Annotated in this window: 20 protein-coding genes; 12 read left to right on the top strand and 8 right to left on the bottom strand. The window is 45.2% G+C overall.

The window, feature by feature from the left end:
* Positions 1 to 13 precede the first annotated feature (13 nt).
* From ACMXYS_RS14540 to fadA, 7 genes are all read left to right on the top strand, one after another.
* On the top strand, positions 14 to 586 hold the full coding sequence (locus ACMXYS_RS14540; RefSeq protein ID WP_415896954.1) for a DUF2889 domain-containing protein: 573 nt from the start codon (positions 14 to 16) through the stop codon (positions 584 to 586).
* Entirely contained in the window at positions 586 to 1,329 is a 744-nt protein-coding gene (locus ACMXYS_RS14535; RefSeq protein ID WP_415892504.1) for an enoyl-CoA hydratase-related protein, read from the top strand. Before ACMXYS_RS14540 ends, ACMXYS_RS14535 begins: the two co-directional genes overlap by 1 nt.
* Positions 1,330 to 1,432: 103 nt before the next feature.
* Entirely contained in the window at positions 1,433 to 2,005 is a 573-nt protein-coding gene (locus ACMXYS_RS14530) for a DUF3365 domain-containing protein (RefSeq protein WP_415892503.1), read from the top strand.
* Positions 2,006 to 2,321: 316 nt separating this feature from the next.
* Entirely contained in the window at positions 2,322 to 3,071 is a 750-nt protein-coding gene (locus tag ACMXYS_RS14525) for an electron transfer flavoprotein subunit beta/FixA family protein (RefSeq protein WP_415896953.1), read from the top strand.
* Between the two features lie 12 nt (positions 3,072 to 3,083).
* Entirely contained in the window at positions 3,084 to 4,013 is a 930-nt protein-coding gene (locus ACMXYS_RS14520) for an electron transfer flavoprotein subunit alpha/FixB family protein (RefSeq protein ID WP_415896952.1), read from the top strand.
* A gap of 67 nt (positions 4,014 to 4,080) precedes the next feature.
* Entirely contained in the window at positions 4,081 to 6,243 is a 2,163-nt protein-coding gene (fadB, locus tag ACMXYS_RS14515) for a fatty acid oxidation complex subunit alpha FadB (protein WP_415896951.1), read from the top strand.
* Positions 6,244 to 6,255: 12 nt separating this feature from the next.
* Positions 6,256 to 7,431 carry an acetyl-CoA C-acyltransferase FadA gene (fadA, locus tag ACMXYS_RS14510; RefSeq protein ID WP_415895155.1) on the top strand — a complete coding sequence of 392 codons (1,176 nt, stop codon included), beginning with the start codon at positions 6,256 to 6,258 and terminating at the stop codon, positions 7,429 to 7,431.
* 693 nt (positions 7,432 to 8,124) lie between these two features.
* Here the strand turns inward: fadA and ACMXYS_RS14505 are convergent.
* Both ACMXYS_RS14505 and ACMXYS_RS14500 read right to left on the bottom strand, forming a co-directional pair.
* The gene (locus tag ACMXYS_RS14505; RefSeq protein WP_415882384.1) at positions 8,125 to 8,508 is read right to left on the bottom strand and encodes a hypothetical protein; all 384 of its coding nucleotides are present in this window, start codon (positions 8,506 to 8,508) and stop codon (positions 8,125 to 8,127) included.
* Positions 8,509 to 8,512: 4 nt separating this feature from the next.
* The gene (locus ACMXYS_RS14500) at positions 8,513 to 8,944 is read right to left on the bottom strand and encodes a hypothetical protein (protein ID WP_415882383.1); all 432 of its coding nucleotides are present in this window, start codon (positions 8,942 to 8,944) and stop codon (positions 8,513 to 8,515) included.
* Between the two features lie 282 nt (positions 8,945 to 9,226).
* On the opposite strand from ACMXYS_RS14500, the gene ACMXYS_RS14495 reads away from it, so the two are divergent.
* Positions 9,227 to 10,372: a hypothetical protein gene (locus ACMXYS_RS14495; protein WP_415882382.1), complete on the top strand. Its 1,146-nt coding sequence runs from the start codon at positions 9,227 to 9,229 to the stop codon at positions 10,370 to 10,372.
* A 90-nt stretch (positions 10,373 to 10,462) separates the two neighbouring features.
* Here ACMXYS_RS14495 and ACMXYS_RS14490 read toward each other — a convergent pair whose 3' ends face one another.
* Positions 10,463 to 11,635, bottom strand: a complete 1,173-nt coding sequence (locus ACMXYS_RS14490) for a PilT/PilU family type 4a pilus ATPase (RefSeq protein ID WP_415882381.1) — start codon at positions 11,633 to 11,635, stop codon at positions 10,463 to 10,465.
* A gap of 151 nt (positions 11,636 to 11,786) precedes the next feature.
* On the opposite strand from ACMXYS_RS14490, the gene ACMXYS_RS14485 reads away from it, so the two are divergent.
* From ACMXYS_RS14485 to ACMXYS_RS14470, 4 genes are all read left to right on the top strand, one after another.
* Positions 11,787 to 12,440 carry a DUF1826 domain-containing protein gene (locus tag ACMXYS_RS14485; RefSeq protein WP_415882380.1) on the top strand — a complete coding sequence of 218 codons (654 nt, stop codon included), beginning with the start codon at positions 11,787 to 11,789 and terminating at the stop codon, positions 12,438 to 12,440.
* Between the two features lie 115 nt (positions 12,441 to 12,555).
* On the top strand, positions 12,556 to 13,692 hold the full coding sequence (locus tag ACMXYS_RS14480; protein ID WP_415896950.1) for a hypothetical protein: 1,137 nt from the start codon (positions 12,556 to 12,558) through the stop codon (positions 13,690 to 13,692).
* Complete coding sequence (locus tag ACMXYS_RS14475; RefSeq protein ID WP_415896949.1) at positions 13,673 to 14,572, top strand: metal ABC transporter substrate-binding protein; 900 nt, start codon at positions 13,673 to 13,675, stop codon at positions 14,570 to 14,572. The genes ACMXYS_RS14480 and ACMXYS_RS14475 overlap by 20 nt, the downstream gene beginning before the upstream one ends.
* Positions 14,572 to 15,342, top strand: a complete 771-nt coding sequence (locus ACMXYS_RS14470) for a metal ABC transporter permease (RefSeq protein ID WP_415896948.1) — start codon at positions 14,572 to 14,574, stop codon at positions 15,340 to 15,342. The genes ACMXYS_RS14475 and ACMXYS_RS14470 overlap by 1 nt, the downstream gene beginning before the upstream one ends.
* A gap of 48 nt (positions 15,343 to 15,390) precedes the next feature.
* Here the strand turns inward: ACMXYS_RS14470 and ACMXYS_RS14465 are convergent, their stop codons facing one another.
* The 5 genes from ACMXYS_RS14465 to ACMXYS_RS14445 all read right to left on the bottom strand — a co-directional run bounded on the left by ACMXYS_RS14465 (position 15,391) and on the right by ACMXYS_RS14445 (position 21,226).
* Positions 15,391 to 16,758: a PepSY domain-containing protein gene (locus tag ACMXYS_RS14465; RefSeq protein ID WP_415896947.1), complete on the bottom strand. Its 1,368-nt coding sequence runs from the start codon at positions 16,756 to 16,758 to the stop codon at positions 15,391 to 15,393.
* Between the two features lie 62 nt (positions 16,759 to 16,820).
* On the bottom strand, positions 16,821 to 18,926 hold the full coding sequence (locus ACMXYS_RS14460) for a TonB-dependent receptor (protein ID WP_415882374.1): 2,106 nt from the start codon (positions 18,924 to 18,926) through the stop codon (positions 16,821 to 16,823).
* A gap of 163 nt (positions 18,927 to 19,089) precedes the next feature.
* Entirely contained in the window at positions 19,090 to 19,755 is a 666-nt protein-coding gene (locus tag ACMXYS_RS14455) for a YkgJ family cysteine cluster protein (RefSeq protein WP_415882373.1), read from the bottom strand.
* Between the two features lie 83 nt (positions 19,756 to 19,838).
* Positions 19,839 to 20,606 carry an alpha/beta fold hydrolase gene (locus ACMXYS_RS14450; RefSeq protein ID WP_415882372.1) on the bottom strand — a complete coding sequence of 256 codons (768 nt, stop codon included), beginning with the start codon at positions 20,604 to 20,606 and terminating at the stop codon, positions 19,839 to 19,841.
* A 14-nt stretch (positions 20,607 to 20,620) separates the two neighbouring features.
* Positions 20,621 to 21,226: a TetR/AcrR family transcriptional regulator gene (locus ACMXYS_RS14445; protein WP_415882371.1), complete on the bottom strand. Its 606-nt coding sequence runs from the start codon at positions 21,224 to 21,226 to the stop codon at positions 20,621 to 20,623.
* Positions 21,227 to 21,250: the final 24 nt, after the last annotated feature.

The following is a 21,250-nucleotide window of genomic DNA, read 5'->3' as shown; positions in this document are numbered from 1 at the left end:
GGAACTGATCAGTATGCCTTTATCTCGACCAACTCGGCGTGAAACTCATCATAATCGAACTGTGATGTGTAATGGTTATCTTCGTGATGATGGTTTATGGGATGTTGAAGCCCGTATGACCGATGTTAAAACCCGTGATGTAGATAACCCTGAACGCGGTGGTTATGTTCCAGCAGGCGAAGCGTTTCATGATATCAGCATTCGCCTGACCCTTGATAAAGGTTTACTGATCAAACAGGTAGAAGCCTGTATAGATTATTCTCCGTTTCGAATCTGTAAAAAAGTTGGTGCAGCATATGAGCAACTTCAAGGTACACGTATCGGACCTGGCTGGCTGCGCATAGCGAAAGACCGTGTAGGTGGTGTTGCGGGTTGTACGCATATGAATGAACTTTTACCTGTTCTGGCGACGACCGCTATCCAATCTATCTGGCCGAGTAGCGATAAAGATGTTCTCGCTCAAGGTGCTGAGTTTATGCTTGATAGTTGTCATTCATGGGGGCGAAGCAGTGAGATGGTTCGCGAATACCTGCCAGAACATTATCAGCCTGCAACAACCGTTAATGTAGTAGAGGAGCCTAAATAGTGGCTACCGTTTTAACCGAAAAGCAGGGTTCTGTTTTCGAGATAAATCTAAACCGACCAGATAAGAAAAATGCGCTGACATTGGCAATGTATGTCGAAATGACGGCGTTACTAAAGCAAGCAGCGGAAGACCCTAATGTTCATGTTGTGCTTTTTCGAGCGCAAGGTCAGTCCTTCTGTGCTGGAAATGATATTAGCGATTTTGTATCAGCAGCGCATAACCCTAATATTCTGCAAGATGTATTGGTGTTTTTGCATACATTGGCAAGCTTTCCCAAGCCAATCATCGCAGCGGTGCATGGCGATGCTGTTGGTATAGGCACGACTATGCTCTTGCATTGTGACCTCGTTGTGTCTGCAGATAATCTGCGGTGTAAAATGCCGTTTGTGCAGTTAGGCTTAATACCTGAAGGAGCGTCTACTTTGTTGTTTCCGCAACTAGTAGGTCACCGACTCGCTTTTGAATTGCTGGTTGAAGGTCGAAGTTTTGATGCTATAAAAGCTGAACAACTTGGTATTGTTAATCAAATCACAGAACCGGATCTGCTCCTAGAAACAGCTCGAAATCGTGCTAAAAAGTTAGCTGATAGCCCTGTTGATTCGGTGATTGCAGCTAAACAGTTGATGAAAGCCGAAACCTTAAAGTCTGTTCACCAAGTGATTGATAGTGAAGGGGCGTTGTTTTATCAGCGCTTGTTATCTGAAGAAGCGCAAAGGGCATTTATGGCCTTCCTACAAAAATAATATGCATTTTTAATATATGGATCTTAAATATTAGTATTTACTAATCTATATGAAATTGTATAATGGCCTCATCTTATGAACACCCTATCCAGTGAGGTCCAAGGTGAAAGCATTCTTCTTTACTGCTGCTCTAGCGGCTGCTCTTCCGGTTCAAGCGGAAGAATTCTCGGTAAATATTCCTGAACTGCAGAACGAAGCTAAAGGTGTCATTAAAGAGTTAGTGACCACGCTTGGCTCAGAACTCAAAGCGGCAAAAAAAGAGGGCGGTGCTATCGCTGCCATCAACGTTTGTAATACCAAGGCTGAAGGTCTTACAAAAAGCGTGAATGATAATTCTGAATGGCATGTTGAGCGTACTAGTTTAAAACTACGTAACCCGCAAAATGCACCTGACCAGTGGGAAAAGGCGATTCTTGAACAGTTTGAATCCAAAGCTAAGCAAGGGGCTAATCTAAAAACCTTAGGTTTCTCGCAAGTTGTCGTAGACGAAGAAGGTAGAAAAGTATTCCGCATGATGAAGGCGATCCCCGTCGCTGATCAATGCTTAGCTTGTCACGGTTCCAAGATTAAACCAGAGATTGCTGAGCAACTTCAGACCCTTTACCCAGAAGACAAAGCGACAGGTTTTTCCACAGGCGATCTTCGTGGTGCTTTCAGTCTAAAAAAATATTTATAAGATAAATTGGATTCTAAAAAGGGCTTATTAGCCCTTTTTTTATGCCTGTCTTTTTAGCTATTGCCAGAAAAGGTAACTTTTTTGATACCTTTTGATTGTATTTGTTTGCGCTTTATCCTTTCTTAAGCCCTTTGTTTACGGGGCTTTGATTAATATTGCTATTTTTTGTTAGCGATGTAGCTGCTTTTTGTCATTGTTGAATTTCAGTCTGAGACTAAGATTTATACATAGCTTGGGGAATGAGCTTCCCTCTATGAAAGTAACCCTATTTTCTTATGTGTATGGGTTACCAAAATAACAATACAAAGAGGCGGTTATGAAAGTACTGGTTGCCGTAAAACGTGTGATTGACTACAACGTCAAAGCCCGTGTCAAAGCAGATAACAGTGATGTCGATTTAGCTAACGTAAAAATGGCTCTAAATCCATTTTGCGAGATAGCAATTGAAGAGGCTGTACGTTTAAAAGAAGCGGGTACAGCGGATGAAGTTGTCGTTGTTTCTATTGGTAATAAGAGCTGCGAAGAGCAGATCCGTACAGCGCTAGCATTGGGTGCCGATCGCGGTATCCGTGTCGATATCGAAACCAACCCTGATTCCCTTTCAGTCGCTAAGCTATTAGCCAAAATTGTAGAAAAAGAAGCGCCAGGTATGGTGATTCTTGGTAAGCAAGCGATCGATTCTGATAACAACCAAACCGGTCAAATGTTGGCTGCTTTGTTGGATCGCCCACAAGGTACCTTTGCTTCAGAACTTGAGGTAACTGGCGATAGCATCAACGTCACCCGTGAAATCGACGGTGGTTTGCAAACCGTCAACCTGACTATGCCAGCGGTTGTAACAACCGATCTGCGTCTTAATGAACCACGTTACGCATCCCTGCCAAACATTATGAAAGCGAAGCGTAAACCGCTTGATGTCCTAACAACTGACGAACTGGGCGTATCTGTAGCGAGCAATCTGCAACTACTACGTGTCGATCCGCCATCAGAGCGTCAAGCAGGCATCAAAGTAAGCTCTGTAGATGAGCTAGTCGAAAAACTACGTAATGACGCTAAAGTAATTTAAGGGGGTGATCAGATGACTATTCTTGTAATTGCCGAACACGATAATAACGAGCTTAAACCCGTAACCCTCAATACCTTAGCTGCAGCAAATGCGATTGGTGGTGATGTTCACCTGCTTATTGCAGGCGCTAACTGTCAGGCCGTTGCTGATGCGGCGGCGCAAGTATCAGGTGTGAGTAAAATTCTATTGGCTGATAACGCTGCGTATGAACATCAGCTTGCAGAAAATATCAGTAAGTTGGTGCTAACGGTTGCTGCTGACTATAGCCATATCCTGGCCTCAGCAACCACAACAGGTAAGAACTTCCTACCGCGCGTTGCAGCACTGCTAGATGTAAATCAGATCTCAGACATTATTGCCGTAGAAGCAGCGGATACCTTCAAACGCCCGATCTATGCAGGTAATGCGATTGCGACAGTCCAGTCCAGTGATAGCACTAAAGTTATCACTGTTCGTGGGACAGCCTTTGATCCTGTTGCTAACAGTGGTGGTTCTGCAGAGGTCGTTAGTCTTGCTGAAGCATGCGACAGCGGCCTTTCTAGTTTTGTTTCAGAAGAGCTGGCGAAAAGTGATCGTCCAGAATTAACCGCTGCTTCAGTTGTTATCTCCGGTGGCCGTGGTATGGGCAACGGTGACAACTTCGAACTACTTAACAAAGTTGCGGACAAGCTTGGTGCGGCGGTTGGTGCATCTCGTGCAGCGGTTGATGCCGGCTTTGTACCTAATGACATGCAGGTTGGTCAGACCGGCAAAATGGTAGCGCCAGAGTTGTATATCGCCGTGGGTATCTCCGGTGCGATCCAGCACTTAGCGGGTATGAAAGATTCCAAAATCATTGTTGCGATCAACAAAGATGAAGAAGCCCCAATTTTTCAGGTGGCTGATTACGGGCTGGTGGCCGACTTGTTCGATGCCGTGCCTGAGCTAGAGAGTAAGCTGTAAACAGCATAACTAAAAAGCGCTTAGGCACTTCGCCAAGCCAAAAATAAAAATAGACGGAGCAACTTAGATGCTTTTCGAAGGACAATCGATTTACGTACAGTCGATCGAAGACGGGATCTACGATGTGGTGTTTGACCGCAAAGGCGATGCTGTTAATAAACTCGATCAGGCGACTTTGGCTGAACTGCGCGAAGCGGTAAATGCCCTGTGTAACCTAGATGATATTCGTGGTGTGATTTTCTCCAGTGCCAAAGACTGCTTTATTGTTGGCGCGGATATCACCGAATTTATGGGCTTTTTCTCCGCAGAAGATGAAGACTTGATTGCAGGCTTGATGGATATCCACAGCCTACTGAATCAGATCGAAGATATGCGCTGCCCAACCGTCACTGCGATTAATGGCCTATGCCTAGGTGGCGGTTTTGAATTGGCACTATCCACAGATTACCGTGTGATGAGCGACCAGGCCAAAGTAGGTCTGCCTGAGGTTAAGCTAGGCATTTACCCAGGTTGGGGCGGCACAGTTCGTCTACCACGCTTAATTGGTGTGGATAACGCCAATGAGTGGATCTGCGCGGGTGCTGAGAAACGCCCTGATGCAGCACTTAAAGATGGCGGTGTAGATGCGGTTGTAACGGGAGATCAGATTAAAGCTGCGGCTCTAGATCTGCTGAAAGGTTGTATCGCGGGTAAGTTTGATTACCAAGCGCGCCGTGAAGAGAAGAAAACGCCGATTAAACTAAATCAGGTTGAGCAGATGATGGCGTTTGAATCTGCAAAGGGTGTGATCGGTGGTAAGGCGGGTCCTCACTATCCAGCACCAATGGCTGCGCTTAAAACGATTCAAAAGCACGCGAATCTTCCTCGCGAAAAAGCCAACGAGATCGAAGCTAAAGGCTTTGTCAAAGTTGCGAAAACGGATGTGTGCGCATCCCTTGTTGGTCTGTTCATGAAAGACCAATACATCAAGAAAGTCAGCAAAGGTTTTGAGAGCAAAGCCGAGCCTGTTAAAAAAGCGGCTGTGCTGGGTGCCGGTATTATGGGTGGTGGTGTTGCTTACCAATCTGCCTCTAAAGGTACGCCTATCTTGATGAAGGATATCAACGATGCAGCGCTTCAGTTAGGTCTGGATGAAGCGACTAAACTGCTGAACAAACGCGTATCTCGTGGCCGTATGGATGCGATGAAAATGGCATCGGTGCTAAACAGCATTACGCCAACGCTTAACTACGGAGACTTCGGTAGCGTTGACCTTGTGGTCGAAGCGGTTGTTGAAAATCCAAATGTGAAGAAAGCCGTGCTTGCTGAAGTTGAAGGCACGCTGCCTGAAGGCGCGGTACTGACGTCTAACACTTCTACTATCTCTATTACTGAGTTGGCAACAGCGCTTAAAAATCCAGAGAACTTCTGTGGTATGCACTTCTTCAACCCTGTACATCAAATGCCACTAGTGGAAGTTATCCGTGGTGAGAAAACCTCTGAAGATGCGGTCGCACGTACAGTTGCTTACGCAAAAGCGATGGGCAAAACCCCAATCGTTGTAAATGATTGCCCAGGCTTCTTAGTTAACCGTATTTTGTTCCCTTACTTTGGCGGTTTTACTGCACTACTTGAAGATGGTGCGGACTTTAAACAAGTCGATAAAGTGATGGAGCGCTTCGGCTGGCCAATGGGTCCTGCCTACCTTCTAGACGTAGTCGGTATCGATACTGCGCACCATGCAGATAGCGTGATGGCAGCAGGTTTCCCTGATCGTATGAGCCATGAAGGCGAAAACGTTATCGACCGTATGTTCTCCCTAGAGCGCTTCGGTCAGAAAAACAGCAAAGGCTTCTATCGTTACGAGCTTGATCGTAAAGGTAAGCCGAAGAAAATTGTGGATGAAGAAGTACCAGCAATGCTTGATGGTATTGCTAAAGAAACGCGTGAGTTCACTGATGAAGAGATCATCGAGCGCATGATGATTCCTCTATGTATCGAAACCGTTCGTTGCTTGGAAGATGGCATTGTTGCCAGCCCGGCAGAAGCAGATATGGGCTTGATCTACGGTATTGGTTTCCCTCCATTCCGTGGTGGTGCGCTGCACTATCTGGATCAGATTGGTTTAGCTGAGTTCTGTGCTATGGCGCAGAAATACGAGGGTCTAGGACCGCTGTATCAGCCAACCGACAAGATGAAACAGATGGCCGCTGCTGGCGAAACATACTTTCCACAAAATGCTCAGGGTTAAGGGGTAAAGATCATGAACTTGAAACCAAATGATGTAGTCATCGTTGACGGTGTTCGTACCCCGATGGGTAAATCAAAAAATGGCTCGTTCCGAAATGTTCGTGCCGAAGCGCTATCAGCTGCAGTCATCAAAGCACTGTTAGAGCGTAACTCAGCGCTAAACCCTGCAGACATCGAAGATGTGATGTGGGGCTGTGTTAACCAGACGAAAGAACAGGGCTTTAACATCGGCCGAAATGCTGCACTGCTAGCAGGTCTACCTCATACGGTAGCGGCACAAACGATCAACCGCTTATGTGGTTCATCTATGGCAGCACTGCATGCAGCAGCCCAAGGCATCATGACCGGCAATGGCGATATCTTTATTGCGGGTGGTGTGGAACATATGGGTCACGTTTCCATCATGCACGGTGTTGATATCAATGCTGAGATGTCCAAAAAAGTGGCTAAAGCAGCGATGATGATGGGCGTAACAGCAGAGATGCTAGGCAAGATGAACGGTATCAACCGTCAAATGCAGGATGAGTTCGCAGCCCGATCTCACCGTCTAGCACATCAAGCACATCTGGATGGCCTATGGGATAGCGAAATTATCGCGGTCGAAGGTCACGATGAAAACGGCTTTAAGTCGCTAGTCGAAGCGGATGAGGTTATCCGTCCAGAAACTACAGTTGAAACACTAGGTGCACTTAAGCCGGTGTTTGTACCTAAAGTGGGTACAGTAACTGCAGGTTCTTCTTCAGCATTCTCTGATGGTGCTTCTGCATTATTGGTGATGTCAGCGGCTAAAGCAGAAGAGCTAGGCCTAACACCACGTGCACGTATCGTGAGTATGGCAGTAGCGGGTTGTGATCCATCAATTATGGGTTATGGACCAGTACCAGCCACTCAGAAAGCACTTAAACGCGCAGGTCTTAGCATCGAAGATATCGACTATGTCGAGCTTAACGAAGCTTTCGCAGCGCAAGGTCTATCTGTACTTAAAGGGCTAAAATTGCTCGATAAGATGGAAGATAAAGTAAACCTAAAAGGTGGTGCGATCGCTCTAGGTCATCCACTTGGATGCTCAGGCTCACGAATCACTAACACTCTAATGAACGTGCTAGAACAACAGGACGGAACCTTAGGTCTAGCGACCATGTGTATAGGCATGGGACAGGGGATCTCTACCGTGATTGAAAGGGTGTGATCCACCCGCATTTCTTCTTCGCGACTTCACTCTAAGCTATATCTTGCCCCGCTTTTTTAGCGGGGCTTTTTTGGTTTTGAAGGCGGTGGAAAGCTGCTTAAAACGGGGTTGTGCGGCTAAATGCGGAATAGATCTGTAGAGAGGTGGAAGTGTTTGTTAGTTAGACATAATAAGTCCAAGAAGGATTAGGTCTGTTAGCGACACATTGAAGTCATTGCTTATCAGCATGCTTCACTGAACTATAACTATTGAGCAAATGATAAAAGACATCATGAAAACCAAGAAACGTAACAATGGGTTTGATCCTTGTTTTAAGTGCTCCCCTCCATACGGAGTAAACATTGTTTGCCCTAACAGATATGATGCGACCCAATGAAAAAAGCACAGATAAAAAAATAAAGATACAAACCACTCACCCATGCTCTGCAATGGAGGATCTTTAAGAATCTGAGATACTACAAATGCTCCTAATCCAATAGACCAAACAGCAATAACCTTGCTATTCACCACCATTATTTTCTTCCTTGAGTGAATTACAGACCAGAGTAGTACTCTACATCAGGTTTAGCATAATTTATGTAAGAAAACTCATGATACCAATGAAGGAGTAATGTCTGCTAATGGCACAAAGCTGCCTTTATAGATCACATTAGTTTAGGGCAATAAAAAGCTATTTAATTAGAAGGAGTCTGCTCACCCAACCTGAAGTAGCTTTTTAGCTTCGTCATCTGTTAACCCTTCACCTACATGCAGCTTAACTTTAAACGCACCTGCACCTAAACCAAGTTCAGTGAAAATGCGTTCTTCTACTTCGCAAAGTCCGCCTTCAACCATATCCATAGGGTGGATAATTATTTGGGCGCTCTTTTTCATAAAGCCGCTGGGCATTACATCTTTTACGAGCTCTTTCAGCACAGGCTCTGCGGCGGAGAACTGGCCGACTAAAAGCCTCTCCGTGGTGAAAGGCTGCTCTGGAGTAGCGATCGTCCAAACGCTGTTTTCGGTTAGGTTTTTGATTTCAAATTTGTTCTTTCTAACTTTGAGATATAGATCAGCGACAAACAGTTTTTTGAGCATGGTATTAGTCTTTGTTTAAAGCGTCTTTGATTAGGCAATTCTGTAATTTTTCTTGAGAACTAGAGAGCATTTGCATTAGAGCTTGTTCGCTAAACTCGCCCGAAGCTATATCTTTGTAAATCATTGTTTCTAGCTTATTCGCGGTTGCTTTTAAATCGTCGCCATTAGTGATTGGATATATGCTTTGTTCCCAGTATTTTTTCGGATAGTGGGATACTGATTGAAACTGACATTTAGCTAGTTTTGGGGCCATACGTTTGGCTGCATCAATCTGTGTTTGTTCAGGTTGGTCTGCCATATTCTTTCGATAATTTTCCAGCAAAAGAGGCTCGGCTTGGTGGGCATAGTTACTGATGTAGCTAGATTCCAGGGTTTGTATTTCGGCGACTGCAGCGTTGCAAAAAAACAGCAGCAAAAGACATCCAAGTTTGTTCATACAAACGCCCTTATTAGAAGATTTATCCTGCATATACGGTTAACATCTTATCCACGTTAGAGTGTTTTTACACACTAATTTACCTTTTTGTTCGGTTTCTTATTCACAGGGAAAATGTGATTTATGCTTCCAGAGCTCTTTCTCGCTATACAGTTTCATTTTGCTTTTGATCTCAACATCGTCAGTGATGCGCCTTTACACCCAATGGTAAAAGAAGCGTTAGCTGATTAAGACCCTCTACCTGCATACGAAGATAATGCCTATGTTCATTTGCTGGGGCTGGTGGCAGGTGAAGGTGATGATAGTTTTGAGATAGGGAAAAAGCGGTTTATTCATCTAGAAAAGGCTGATATCGGTCACTACAACCAAGCGGATAAGGTTTATCCGGAAGAGAGTTGGACGAAATTATCAAAGGAAGACGGTTTATGTACATTTGAATACGGTGGACATGATTATAAAGACCAGCAGATATCCTGTATTCAGCAGATGAAAGCTTCATGTAATGAACAGGCTAGCTTAGTTAATAAGTATCAACATTTACTAGATCGGTACAGCAAGATCCTAAGTGCTTCTGAAGTTAAGTCACCTTCTAATACTAGCTTAATAGATATGAGTACTTTGACCGAATTTAGAATAGTTGGTGGTCTAGGAAACTATGAACGTTGGCATCGACATCAGTGTGCAGTGGATGTGGATAAAAACAAACTTGTGAATGAGGTGAATGTTCTAGGTAAGGATTTAAGGGCGTTCAAAGCAAGAGCTGATGATTTTACGACCAATATTTTCTTATTGGTTAAGCTGAAGGAATTCTATCGTTGGCAGGTTTTTGCTTATCGCAGTGGTTTTGAAGAGCTGCATCAACTGCCTACCGACTTCTTTGAATTACAAACAAAAGAAGAGTCGGGTCTAAGAAACGTTTTAATGCGCGAGATCGCTTGGCATGCTAAGTCCTTGGATAGCGCTTACCAAAAAGGCCTGTCAGACGCTGAGGATGATTGGAAAACCTCGCTGTTTTTCAAAAAGAACCTAACCATCAATGATTCAACCTTATCGTATAGGCAAGCTATTCTAGATTCAGAATTACCGATAAATAGATATGTGCAGGAACGCCTATCATATCGCTTAAAATCATTTATTAAATGGTGGCGCATTACGAATATCTTGGGTGAAATATTGAGTTCAGTGGCGCTCCCTAGGTTTGTGAACGTTGATGTTGATATGAATAATTTAGATTTAATTATCCGCCTATCAGATATAGCTATTAATCACTCTGAGTTAGTAGACAATAACCAGTTAAGTTCTTTGCCATTATCGAAACGTAACCCCTACGATAATTCCTTGCCTTACTTTGATGAGTCGGGAAAGTGGCTCTGTTTTAAAGTGCCTGAAGAATTGGATTCGAAGGATGAATGTATTTACCTTAACTAAGGCTCGGTAATGCAGAAAGGCCCCTAGCGGGGCTTGAATCTGGTTTTAGCCGGTTTTCTCTGCCTTATCCCGCTCTAGTCCGGTTTTTAATCAAACCTCTTCATCTTCATCCAATAGCTTAATCCCAGCTAGCGGATTATCTTCATCGAAGGATTGTTTTTCGGGTTCAGGTGCTGCATCGGTTTTTTCAGTTTTTTCATCCACCACCGAAAGGTTCATGCGAAGGCGCATATCGTTTGCTGAGTCGGCATTAACAATAGCTTGGTCTTGCGTGATCTTACCTTCGTCAAAGAGTTTGAACAGGGAGTCATCAAAGGTTTGCATGCCAGTGGTATCAGAACCCTTAGACATTACCTCTTTGATCCCTTTTACATCGCCTTTCATGATCAGTTCTTGGATACTGGAAGTACCTAGAAGTATCTCAATGGCTGCACAGCGTTTACCTTCAATGGTTGGAATCAGACGCTGAGAAACCACGGCTTTGAGGTTAAGCGCAAGGTCGTGGAAGATCTGTTTATGTCGTGCTTGTGGGAAGAAGTTAATAATACGATCAATCGCTTGGTTAGCGTTGTTCGCGTGTAGCGTGGAGATCGCTAAGTGACCCGTTTCAGCATAGGTCAGGCACTGTTCCATGGTTTCCTGATCTCGGATCTCGCCGATCAAAATTACATCGGGTGCTTGGCGCAGAGCGTTTTTCAGAGCGCTATGGAAGTTACGGGTATCAACCCCGACTTCACGCTGATTGATCAGCGACTTTCGGTGGTTGTGAACAAACTCGATCGGGTCTTCGATGGTGATGATATGCCCACCGCTATTACGGTTACGGTGATCAATCAGTGCAGCAAGAGATGTTGATTTACCCGAACCTGTCGCGCCAACAAACAGTACTAAGCCGCGTTTTTCCATAATCACATCTTTAAGGACGGGCGGTAGGCCTAAGTCTTCCATCTTAGGAATATCGGCTTTGATATTACGCGCGACCAGAGAGTATTGGTTTCGTTGCTTAAAGATGTTGATACGGTAACGCGCTACTTTGGGAATAGAGTAAGCGAGGTTCATCTCTAACTCTTCTTCGAAGGTGGCGCGTTGCTGCTCATCCATTAAGGAGTTTGCGATTGCTTCGATCTCACCAGGTTTATAAGGCTCTTTACTTAATGGCGTTAATTTACCTTCAAACTTTGCACAAGGTGGAGCGCCGGTAGTTAGGTAAAGGTCGGAGCCGTCACGTTTCGCCAAAATCGTAAGGTAATCCTTAAATTCCATAGGTGTCTGATCCTTATAATGTACAGAGGATTTATGTGGATATAGGACAAAGTCTAGTGGAAGAAAAACGGGGCGTCATCTTGAAATATTTTTTCTGAGTTATGTTATATGGTAACATTTCGCACTTTGCTGTTGATTGAAGGTATGGGCTGTGGCGCAGGAAGCTCTAGAAATTGAATCTGAGATGAGATTTGTCCAAGGGGTTACTCCCGAGGTTCTAACTCAGATTTATGATCAAGATGTACACCTCTGTAATTTTCAACGGGACTTGGCGCTCGATGTGGCGGGCTATTGCGAAGCGTTGTTGCAAACCGAGCATCTAAATATCAGAGCTGTTATTCAAGCCGATGATCCTTCAGCAGTTTTAAATAATCTATTACCAGAGCACTCAGGTAAGTCTGAATTTGTCGAAGATCTAGCTTTGATCATCGACATGTATGCTTGTTTGTTTGAGTTGGATGAAGTGGGTCTGCGCTTACAGGTTTTGGACCGTGCGATGTGCCCTCGCTTCCATACCGATAAGTTAGGTTGTCGTTTGGTAAGTGCTTACGCTGGTCAAGGGACTGAGTGGTTGGAAGATCCTTTGTTAGATCGGTCGAAATTAGGTGCGGGTAATGGTGGTTTGTCTGACGACAAGTCAGGCCTATACGGTAGTGAAGAACTGATACATCAAGCGCAAGCAGGTGATGTGTTACTGCTCAAGGGTGATGGGTGGTATGGCTTGGATGGAAAGGGTGTTGTACATCGCTCCCCAATGGTTCCTTCTGGGCAAAGTCGATTAGTCGCTACTTTGGATTTTGCATAGTTCACAGCCTGAAGTTGGGTTCTGAGCTGGTCGATAAATCTTCTAATTTAATTTGAAACATAACGAGCAGTTAGGTCTGTTTGTTATGATATATCATAATTTTTTGAGGTATAAAATGAAAAAACAAGCACTCGCTTTTGCTGTGGCGGCGCTATCTATGCAGGCTTCTGTAGGTCATGCGCTGGAAGTTGGTGTCATTCTAGATGTGTATCACAAATCCGATGATACGGCGTTGAATGGTCGTACTGAAGGTTTTGGTTTGAGTCACAGTGAGCTTAGCTTGAGCCAAGATATTGGTGATGTTGCTAAAGCGCAAATGACTTGGATCGCTGAGTGGAATGAAGAAGAGTCTGATCTTGAGCTGGAAGAGCTATACATCCAAAGCACTTCCCTACCAGGTATTAGTCTGACAGCGGGTCGTTTCTTGGCAGATATTGGTTATCTGAATGCTAACCATAGCCACTCTGATAGCTTCAGCGAACGTCCTCTAATGTACAAAGCGTTCCTTGGCGGTCACTACTACGATGACGGTGTATCTGCGAGCTGGATTGTCCCAACAGATCGTTACTGGCGTGTAAGCGCAGCTGCATTTGGCGGTGATGAACTGGGTGAAGAAAAATCAGTTAATACGATCGGTACATGGACGCTTTCTACTGAGTTTGGTGATGACTTCGGTAACAACTCAAGCTGGCAGGCAGGTGTAAGTTACATGCGTAACCGTACTCAGGAAGCTGGACACCACGAAGAGGAAGAAGATCACGACCACGATCATGAAGAAGAGCATGATCACGATCACGAAGGCCACGCTCATTCCCATGGTGCAGAGTACCAAGGTGAGCACCTTTACATCGCTGATCTAGTTTGGAAATGGTCCCCTAACGGTAACAACCGTCAGGAACAGCTAAAAATTGCGGCTGAATATGCCTATGTAGATGATCTATATGGTGCAGAAGTAAACGACTTCAGTGGTTGGTACCTATCCGGTGTTTATCAGTTTGATGAGAATTGGGCGGCTGGTATCCGTCACGGCCAAGTGGATCTTGCACATGAGCATGAACACGATGGCGAACATGAGTGGGAAGATTCTGAGCTGAAAGAAACTGCAGTGATGGTTAGCTGGTCTCCAACGCATACTCAGAAAGTACGCCTTGAATACCGTCACCAAGATGCTGACAACATGGAAGGTGAAGACAACGCGATTACACTTCAATACCAAGTAGGATTTGGCGCGCATGCTGCACACAGCTTCTAAGCTAATTGCAGCGGTTGCGCTGTTAGCTGTTGTTACACCTGCGCAAGCACTTACGATTTTTGCCTGCGAGCCTGAGTGGGCGGCGTTAAGCCGTCAACTTGCGCCGGAGGCTAAAGTCTTTAGCGCGACTCATGTCTATCAGGACCCGCATTATATCGAGGCGAGACCTAGCCTGATTGCTAAGTTGGCGAGAGCTGATATCGCAATCTGTAGTGGTGCGAGCTTGGAAGAGGGGTGGATGCCTGCGCTACAAAAACGTGCGTCTAACCGCAAAGTGGCAGAAGGTGCCTTAGGTATGCTTTACCTGTCTGAACATGTAGAGACGATTGAAAAACACGAAAAGCAGTTTTTCAGTACTGAGCATGTTCATCCAGAAGGTAATCCGCATTTTCATCTGGACCCTGAGCGAGTTCAACAGCTAGCACCGGTTATCAGTAGTCGCTTACAGCAGATTGACCCTGATAACAAAGCAGCGTACCAACAGGCGTTGGAAGCTTGGCAAATGCATTGGCAGGAAAATCTCGTTCGTTGGAAAGCCATGGCTGAGCCACTAAAAGGTATGCCTGTCGTTGTTCAGCATACGAGCTTTAGCTATTTACTGAATTGGGCTGATATTAAGGTTGTTGCAGACCTAGAGCCTAACCCGGGTGTGCCGCCAACGATGTCACATCTGCAATCGTTGGTATCTACTGTCGAACAGCAGCGTCCGCAGTTTGTGATCAGCAACTGGTACCAGAACGATAAAGGTGCGCGTTGGTTATCTGAGCAAACGGGTATGGCGCATGCGAATTTGCCGGCGACAGTAGATCTTAAAGGCGAAGTGTCTGATCTAACTAACTTGTTTGATCATCTGTTTCAGCAATTAACGGTGCAGAAGTAATGCAAGCACTGAGTATAGGTTTGCCTGCGTTGGTGGCTGGCTTGCTGATTTTGGCAAGCCATGTTCCTTTGGGGCGACAGGTTTTAAAGCGAGGGATTGTTTTTATCGACCTTGCCATTGCGCAGTTAGCCGCACTTGGCACTGTCTTAGCCACGCAGTGGCACTTTCATGATGTCGATCATGATCATGGAGCTCTAATATCAACATTGATGGCAGTACTTTTTTCCCTTCTGGGTGTTGCATTGGTGGCTTGGATCAACCGAAATCTGCCAGACTGGCGTGAGGCTTTTATCGGTTTGATCTATGTGGCTTCCGCATCATTGTTGGTGTTGGTGGTAGCAGGCCAGCCCCAAGGAGGTCAGGCATTAACGCGTACGTTAAGCGGTGATGTTCTCTGGCTAACTTGGGCTGATCTGGTGCCTCTCGCTGTGATGGCTATCGTTATTCAACTGCTGGCGTTATTCAGGCCTCAGAGTTTAGAGCGATTCTTCTACATCGCTTTTGCTGTAACGATCACATTGTCGGTTATGAAAGCGGGCATCTATCTGGTATTTGCTTGCTTAATTGCTCCGGCGCTTGCAGCACAAGTAAGAGGTAAATCTGTCGCCTGGGCTTACCTTGTTGGTGTAGTTGGCTTTGTGGTGGGTTTGTTGTTGGCTTGGTCGTTTGACCTTCCTGCGGCGGCTACCATCGTTTTATCGCTGATCCTTACCCTGACTTTGGCTTTGGTCATACAGGTTCAGTTTCAAAAAGATAAAGTTTCAGCGTAATAAAAAATGGGCCTTAAAGGCCCGTTTTTATTTTCTGATGGAACTTAGTTAAGCCACTTCCGCGCAACGACTGCGCTGCTTATAAGCTTGTTTACGTTTACGGCGAGCTTTTAACCATGTGTAAAAGCCCAATAGTGACGTGCCAGAGATAGCCAAAATAAACAGGCTTATAATTCCATCTCTGACATCTCGTCCCAGACCATCTGCAAAGTGCCATTTGTGTAAGTAACTGAAGATCCAGCTGTATACTTTATCTGCGTTATCTACTTTGACCGAAAGCACTGCATCTCGAGTATCCACGTAATAAGTCTTATCGGCATAATCTATAGCGACAACCGGCAGACGTTTATCAATAAACCCATAGTTATGGTCTTCTTTAAAGCTATTAATAAGGCGCTGATCTATCACTTCTGGCTGCTGCCCTTGGGTGTTAGATACGAGTTGTTTTGCGAAGTCGAACGGTCCTTCGGGTAGCTGTTCACCTGATTGTGCATCTAACCATAGACTGGGCTGTCTCGGTTGCTGAAGTTGCCATACAGCACGCCCTTCCAGTTCATGAAGTTGTGTATTACTGCTGTTAGGGTATTGAGCCTGTATTTGAGCTAAGCCAAAACTAATGTCTGAAAGCACGAGTGATTGATCGAGAGGAACCCCTCGTATCTCGGGCTCTAGTTTCTCTATAGTTCTAACCATGCCACTGAATACAAACATTAAGAGAGCAGCGGAAATCCCCACACCTATCCAAGCATGGATCTTCTTTAGTTGAGCATTTTTACGCTGTTTTAGTGGTAAGACTGCAAACAGGTAGAGACCACTGATACCGATAAAGGTTGAGATCAACATCATGCTGATAAACAGAGCGGTTCTAAGTGGGTTTTCCTGATCGATAAAGGCCCATACATGTAAAAAGTGGAACATGGTCATAAACAAACGACGAGAATCATCCGTAATTGTCGCAAGGCGGTCCTGACGGATATCCACAAATACACTTAAGTTATCATCCCGCTCGAACATCACTTCCCATACAGGTAACAATCTGTTGATTGCTGGGTATTGGTGACTAAATTCCGAAATCAGTCTGATCTGTTTTATTCCAGCAGTATTTTCTCCACTGTAATGGCGCGCTAACTGTTCTGCGTAGGCTAATTCTATCTCCTGAGCTGGTTTCGCATTTAGGGTTAAAAACTGTGATGGCTCAGAACGATTTTCCCAACTCTGGATATACCAGTTTTGATCAATCTGAACGGGGCGGAGCCCTGCTACTGTCGTCAGTTGAGACTCATCGATTAAAGTTTCAATGCTGGGTAGATTGTCTGGCCATTGCGGTTGTGGATAAAAATGTTGCGCCGTCTCCGGAGCTGTTAAACGCATTACCGGATGAAGCAGGCCGCTTAACCCAAATAGTAGCAGGGGCACGAGCACCAGCAGCGCAAGCCGCCGGTGCCAAAGGTAAAGTTTTGCTTTCATATCAGTGAGCTCTACCAGTTATATTTCAGGCCGGCTTTCAGGGTACGGCCTGCACCAGGGTAGAAGCTCTCGCTGCCCCAGCTAAATTCAGTTTGGTAGTTGTATTGGCGATCAAATAGGTTATCCACACGCCCAAATAGCATCAGCTCTGGTGTTAGTTCGTACTGACCTTTCAGGTTGAACAGGGTGTAGCTAGGTGCTTTTAGGGAGTTAGCATCGTCTTTCCAATAGGAGCCAATATGGTCGGCTTGTAGTTGAGTTACTAAGCCCGGAACATATACTGGAGTCCAGTTAACAGTTACGCCGACCTTATTACGTGGAGCGCGCATGATCTCGTTGCCAGAGTAGTCAGTACCATCATTTACATAGTCGATAAACTCATGCTTGGAGTGGCTCAGTGCAAGCTTGGTGGACCAAGAGGGCGAGAAAACATATCCAAGTTCAAGTTCTATGCCTTGATGTCGAGTTTCGCCGGCATTGGTTCGGTAGGAATCTCCGTTGTTGTCATCCGCTGATACGATGGCATCGTCGATCGTCATACGATAGATCGAAGCTGAAAGAGATAGATTCTCGCGTTGTAAGCGGTAGCCTAGCTCGACGGTTGTTGATGTTTCCTCTTTAACACCACCAACAAGGGAAGCACTATCACCACTCTTGAGGTTATACATTGTAGAGGCTGTTGGCAGACGGTTAGCTTGGGCAACACGGCCAAAGAAACCACTGTTATCATTCAGCGCGTAGTGGAACCCAAGTTTAGGGTTCAGGCTGGTAAATTTATCCTTACGATCAGCCAGTTGACGGTTGCCGAAACCATCATCATCCGTTTCAGCTAGATGGTTGTCCAATTCGTACTGGTTATAGTCGTAACGTAAACCCGCTTGTACCGTCAGTGCATCGCCCAGCATTAAGTTATGTTGGATGTAAGGGGAGACGTTTTTATAAGTAATATCCTGATCACGATATTCAAAGCCAGCAGTGTAGCTTACCGGAGGCCCCCAACCGCCTGAGACGGTAATATCAATTGGCTGGTAGCTGAATGTTTCCGACTCGGAATGTTCCAGATCCACACCAAAGATAGTTTCGTTGCCATTGTCGTGTGCCCAGTTACCTTTAGCTAACAGGCCAAAACTGGTTACGTTACTGTCAGTCTTCGGCGTATATGAACGCCACGTTGCAATGTAATCATTCGAGTTATAGCGAGCGTAAGGGATAAAACTCAGCGTTAATTGATCATTTAGGGCGTGAGTTAGCTCGAAGCTTAGGCGAGCAAAATCACTGTCTCGTTCAGGATTAATTGCTTTAACAGCATCGCTTAAACCTGATTGCGTACGGTCTTTGGCAAGTTCTACTGTATCTAGTGAAGACGCCATCTCATCGGTCATCGTTGATACTTGGAACTGTGTTTTTAGCTCCGTATCCTCGTCGATCTCCCAAATGTGCTTTGCCAAAACTTCTTGGCGGTCACGGGCAGTATGGTCGCGCCAGCCGTTATCTTGGAAAGCTGATGCTGAAATCAGGAAGGCTTGGTCTTCAGCTATTTTGTCGCTGTGTTGTACTTTTATCTGTGCGTAATCATCTTCACCTGCCAGTACGCTTACATGGCCTTTAGGTGCGAAGGTTGGTTCTGCACTTAATACGTTGATCGTTGCTGCGACTGCACCCGAGCCGTACAGAGTGGTACCGGCACCTTTAAGTACTTCGATCTGATCTGCACTGGTATTGAAGCTCGACCAACGTAGGCCGTTATGGTTGAAGAATGCGCTGGATTGCAGAGGGATGCTGTCTTGCAGGAACAGGTAATAGCCATCGTAATTTAATGGCATGCGGATACCGGTGTTATGAGATGAACTGCCAGATAGCTGGTTAATCGTCACACCTGCCATCATTCGGGTACTGTCTTGTATATGTGCACCCTGATCCAGTTGCAATTGTTTGTCATCAACTGCGCTGACGCTGACAGGTAGTGAGTTACTCTCTTCATCTACACGGCTTGCAGTCACAACCATAGTTGAAGCGACTTCATCTGCAGCAAACACCGTCTGCGGAATGCTAGCAGTAATGACTGCAGCCGCTAGAGTATTAAGGGGGAACTTGATAGAGAGTGATTGTGACTTCATAACCCTGTCCAAACGCTAAAAATTTGGCGCATGGTAACGATGGCTAAGTGTCTTGAGAATGTGACCAATTGTCGCTGAGGCAAACTGTCGCAGGGCTAAAGTCTTGCTAGAGAAACTACGGTTATAGGCTTTTTCGTAAGTTGAAAGAGGCTTTTGAGAGCGTTTATTTTATTGACTGAAGCGCTTCTAAGAGGGCTGGAATAAACGGCAACTGCTGGTCAGAACCTGTCAGTTTTTTCTGTTTAGCTAGGACTGCATCGGAAGCCGCTTGATAGATGCGCGATTGCACTGGATGTTGTTGTATATCGCGACCGTCGTGCACTGACTGTTCGCAAATATGAGCATCTGGCGAGCTAAACCAGCGACAAGAAAGTGGACGATGATGGTAGATAGAACAAGCACCTTCCTCGTCTAAGAAGGGACAAGGAGCTCTGAATAAAGGCGCTTGTCGTGCAGCGATATTTTGCTCGAGTTTATCTGTTAGTTCTGCCAGTTCAGCAGGTGCTAGCGTGCTTTTTAGATGGTGACTAATATCGCTGATGGTTTGCTGTGGTACTTGAATCGGGAAGTGACAACAATGATGGCAGCCTTTGCTGCACGCTATCTTAGAATTGTCACCAAAGTTTTGACGAAATGCTTGGCTGGCATCATTCACATACTGCAGGGTGACCGCAATCTCATCAGAGGGATGATCTAAGTGATCAATGGAGGAGTAAATCTGCTTACTTAGATTGCCAAAGAGCGCTTCATATTCAGCCGTTACTTGTTGCAGCTTCTGTGCAACATCAGTGACATCGGCGGTAGAGAAAAAAACATCTGTCTCTGGCATGAATAGGCTCTTTTCTGGGCGTTTAATCTACCTGCAGTATACCTTAACTTGGTCAAGCAACCTTAGCTTCTTTCTGGTTAAGTTTACCGAGCTAATAAGGGCCTTAATAACTCTACAGTTTCATCGGGATGCTCAAACGGGAATAGATGACCGCCGTTAAAACCGACTAACTCCATATTGGGGAAGTTACGTTGCCACCATTTAATATCACCTGCTCCAAACAGGTCACTATGCTTACCATAGATAACGGTGCCAGAAACTTGTTTTAGCCACTTGGGTGCATTGAGCAAAACATTGCGGAATATATCGGCTTCAATCTCCGGAGAGATACTTAGTTCTACACCATTGTTTGTTTCAGTTAGACCATGAGTGATGTAGTCATTAAAGCAGGTGGGGTGGAATGTTTTGAAAAGCTTTTTCTGGCTGAAGTATTCACGTGCTTGTTCACGACTATCAAATTTTGATCGACGTTTAGCAGCTCGCTGTGCCGGAGATACTTTGTCTATCAAGCCCATCTTTTTGATCAGCTTTATCAGGTAACGTTTGCGGCCGTTAAAAAGCACGGGATCAAACAATATCACCTGTTTAAACAGCTCAGGCCTGAGTCCTGCGGCAATTAAGGTGACCACAGCGCCAGCAGAATGCCCCATACCGATTACAGGTGTAGCTTTGTTTTGCTCAATATCTGCAATCAGCTCTTTGGCATAGTTGGTTAGATCACCATCTAATGGGTAGTCACCGTGACCCATTTTTTCGATATAGGTCACAGAGTACTCTGGCAACTGGTTAAACAGATATTGATAGCTACTACCTGGGAAACCATTGGCATGACTAAATTGGATGGTGGTCATAATTCTATGCCTACTCAGGGTTGATTGATCATCATACGGACCGTGTTTTTAGCGATATCGTTGATATCTTCACGATTGATATAGATGCCATCGTTAAACAATCGACATAGGCCATGGAGTGCGGCCCAGTTTGATTGAGCAATGCGTAAACTCGGTTGTTCAGGATCAAACAGGTTTTGTTGTTGCAGCTCTTTCACCCAATCCAGCCAAAGATGAAAACTGTTTTTAGAAATGGTTTGTAACTCAGGTGTAGGCTCACCCGTTTTCCAAATTTCACGACCGTACATAAGATCGTAGGTTTCTCGCTCTTCATCAGCAAAGCGGATATAGGTGAGAACGTAATGCTCGAACAGCTCAACTGTTGATAAATCCTTTTTGCACTCAGTAACCGATTTAACTAACTGATCTTGCTGGTGGAATCCTTGTGCAGCAATGGCACAAAGTAGCTCATTTTTGTCTTTAAAGTGGTGATAAGGGGCTGTGCGAGACACGCCGACTTTATCCGCCAGCTTTCGAATAGATAGGTTATCCACACCGCCTTCAGCGATCAGATCGGTCGCTGCCTTTAGCAGTGAATCTCTTAAATCACCGTGGTGATAGTTCTTCTTTGAATTCGTCATAGCTGAGGAATTTAACAATCAATC

The organism is Neptuniibacter sp. QD57_21 (genome assembly GCF_047778075.1).
Taxonomy (GTDB): domain Bacteria; phylum Pseudomonadota; class Gammaproteobacteria; order Pseudomonadales; family Balneatricaceae; genus Neptuniibacter.
This window is presented reverse-complemented; position numbering and strand designations above follow the sequence as displayed.

What these genes read in the sequence shown, in the direction of transcription:
- ACMXYS_RS14540 (WP_415896954.1), top strand. Translation starts at nt 14, where the DNA reads ATGCCTTTATCTCGACCAACTCGGCGTGAAACTCATCATAATCGAACT.
- ACMXYS_RS14525 (WP_415896953.1), top strand. Translation starts at nt 2,322, where the DNA reads ATGAAAGTACTGGTTGCCGTAAAACGTGTGATTGACTACAACGTCAAA.
- ACMXYS_RS14520 (WP_415896952.1), top strand. Translation starts at nt 3,084, where the DNA reads ATGACTATTCTTGTAATTGCCGAACACGATAATAACGAGCTTAAACCC.
- fadB (WP_415896951.1), top strand. Translation starts at nt 4,081, where the DNA reads ATGCTTTTCGAAGGACAATCGATTTACGTACAGTCGATCGAAGACGGG.
- fadA (WP_415895155.1), top strand. Translation starts at nt 6,256, where the DNA reads ATGAACTTGAAACCAAATGATGTAGTCATCGTTGACGGTGTTCGTACC.
- ACMXYS_RS14505 (WP_415882384.1), bottom strand. Translation starts at nt 8,508, where the DNA reads ATGCTCAAAAAACTGTTTGTCGCTGATCTATATCTCAAAGTTAGAAAG.
- ACMXYS_RS14500 (WP_415882383.1), bottom strand. Translation starts at nt 8,944, where the DNA reads ATGAACAAACTTGGATGTCTTTTGCTGCTGTTTTTTTGCAACGCTGCA.
- ACMXYS_RS14490 (WP_415882381.1), bottom strand. Translation starts at nt 11,635, where the DNA reads ATGGAATTTAAGGATTACCTTACGATTTTGGCGAAACGTGACGGCTCC.
- ACMXYS_RS14480 (WP_415896950.1), top strand. Translation starts at nt 12,556, where the DNA reads ATGAAAAAACAAGCACTCGCTTTTGCTGTGGCGGCGCTATCTATGCAG.
- ACMXYS_RS14475 (WP_415896949.1), top strand. Translation starts at nt 13,673, where the DNA reads ATGCTGCACACAGCTTCTAAGCTAATTGCAGCGGTTGCGCTGTTAGCT.
- ACMXYS_RS14470 (WP_415896948.1), top strand. Translation starts at nt 14,572, where the DNA reads ATGCAAGCACTGAGTATAGGTTTGCCTGCGTTGGTGGCTGGCTTGCTG.
- ACMXYS_RS14460 (WP_415882374.1), bottom strand. Translation starts at nt 18,926, where the DNA reads ATGAAGTCACAATCACTCTCTATCAAGTTCCCCCTTAATACTCTAGCG.
- ACMXYS_RS14455 (WP_415882373.1), bottom strand. Translation starts at nt 19,755, where the DNA reads ATGCCAGAGACAGATGTTTTTTTCTCTACCGCCGATGTCACTGATGTT.
- ACMXYS_RS14450 (WP_415882372.1), bottom strand. Translation starts at nt 20,606, where the DNA reads ATGACCACCATCCAATTTAGTCATGCCAATGGTTTCCCAGGTAGTAGC.
- ACMXYS_RS14445 (WP_415882371.1), bottom strand. Translation starts at nt 21,226, where the DNA reads ATGACGAATTCAAAGAAGAACTATCACCACGGTGATTTAAGAGATTCA.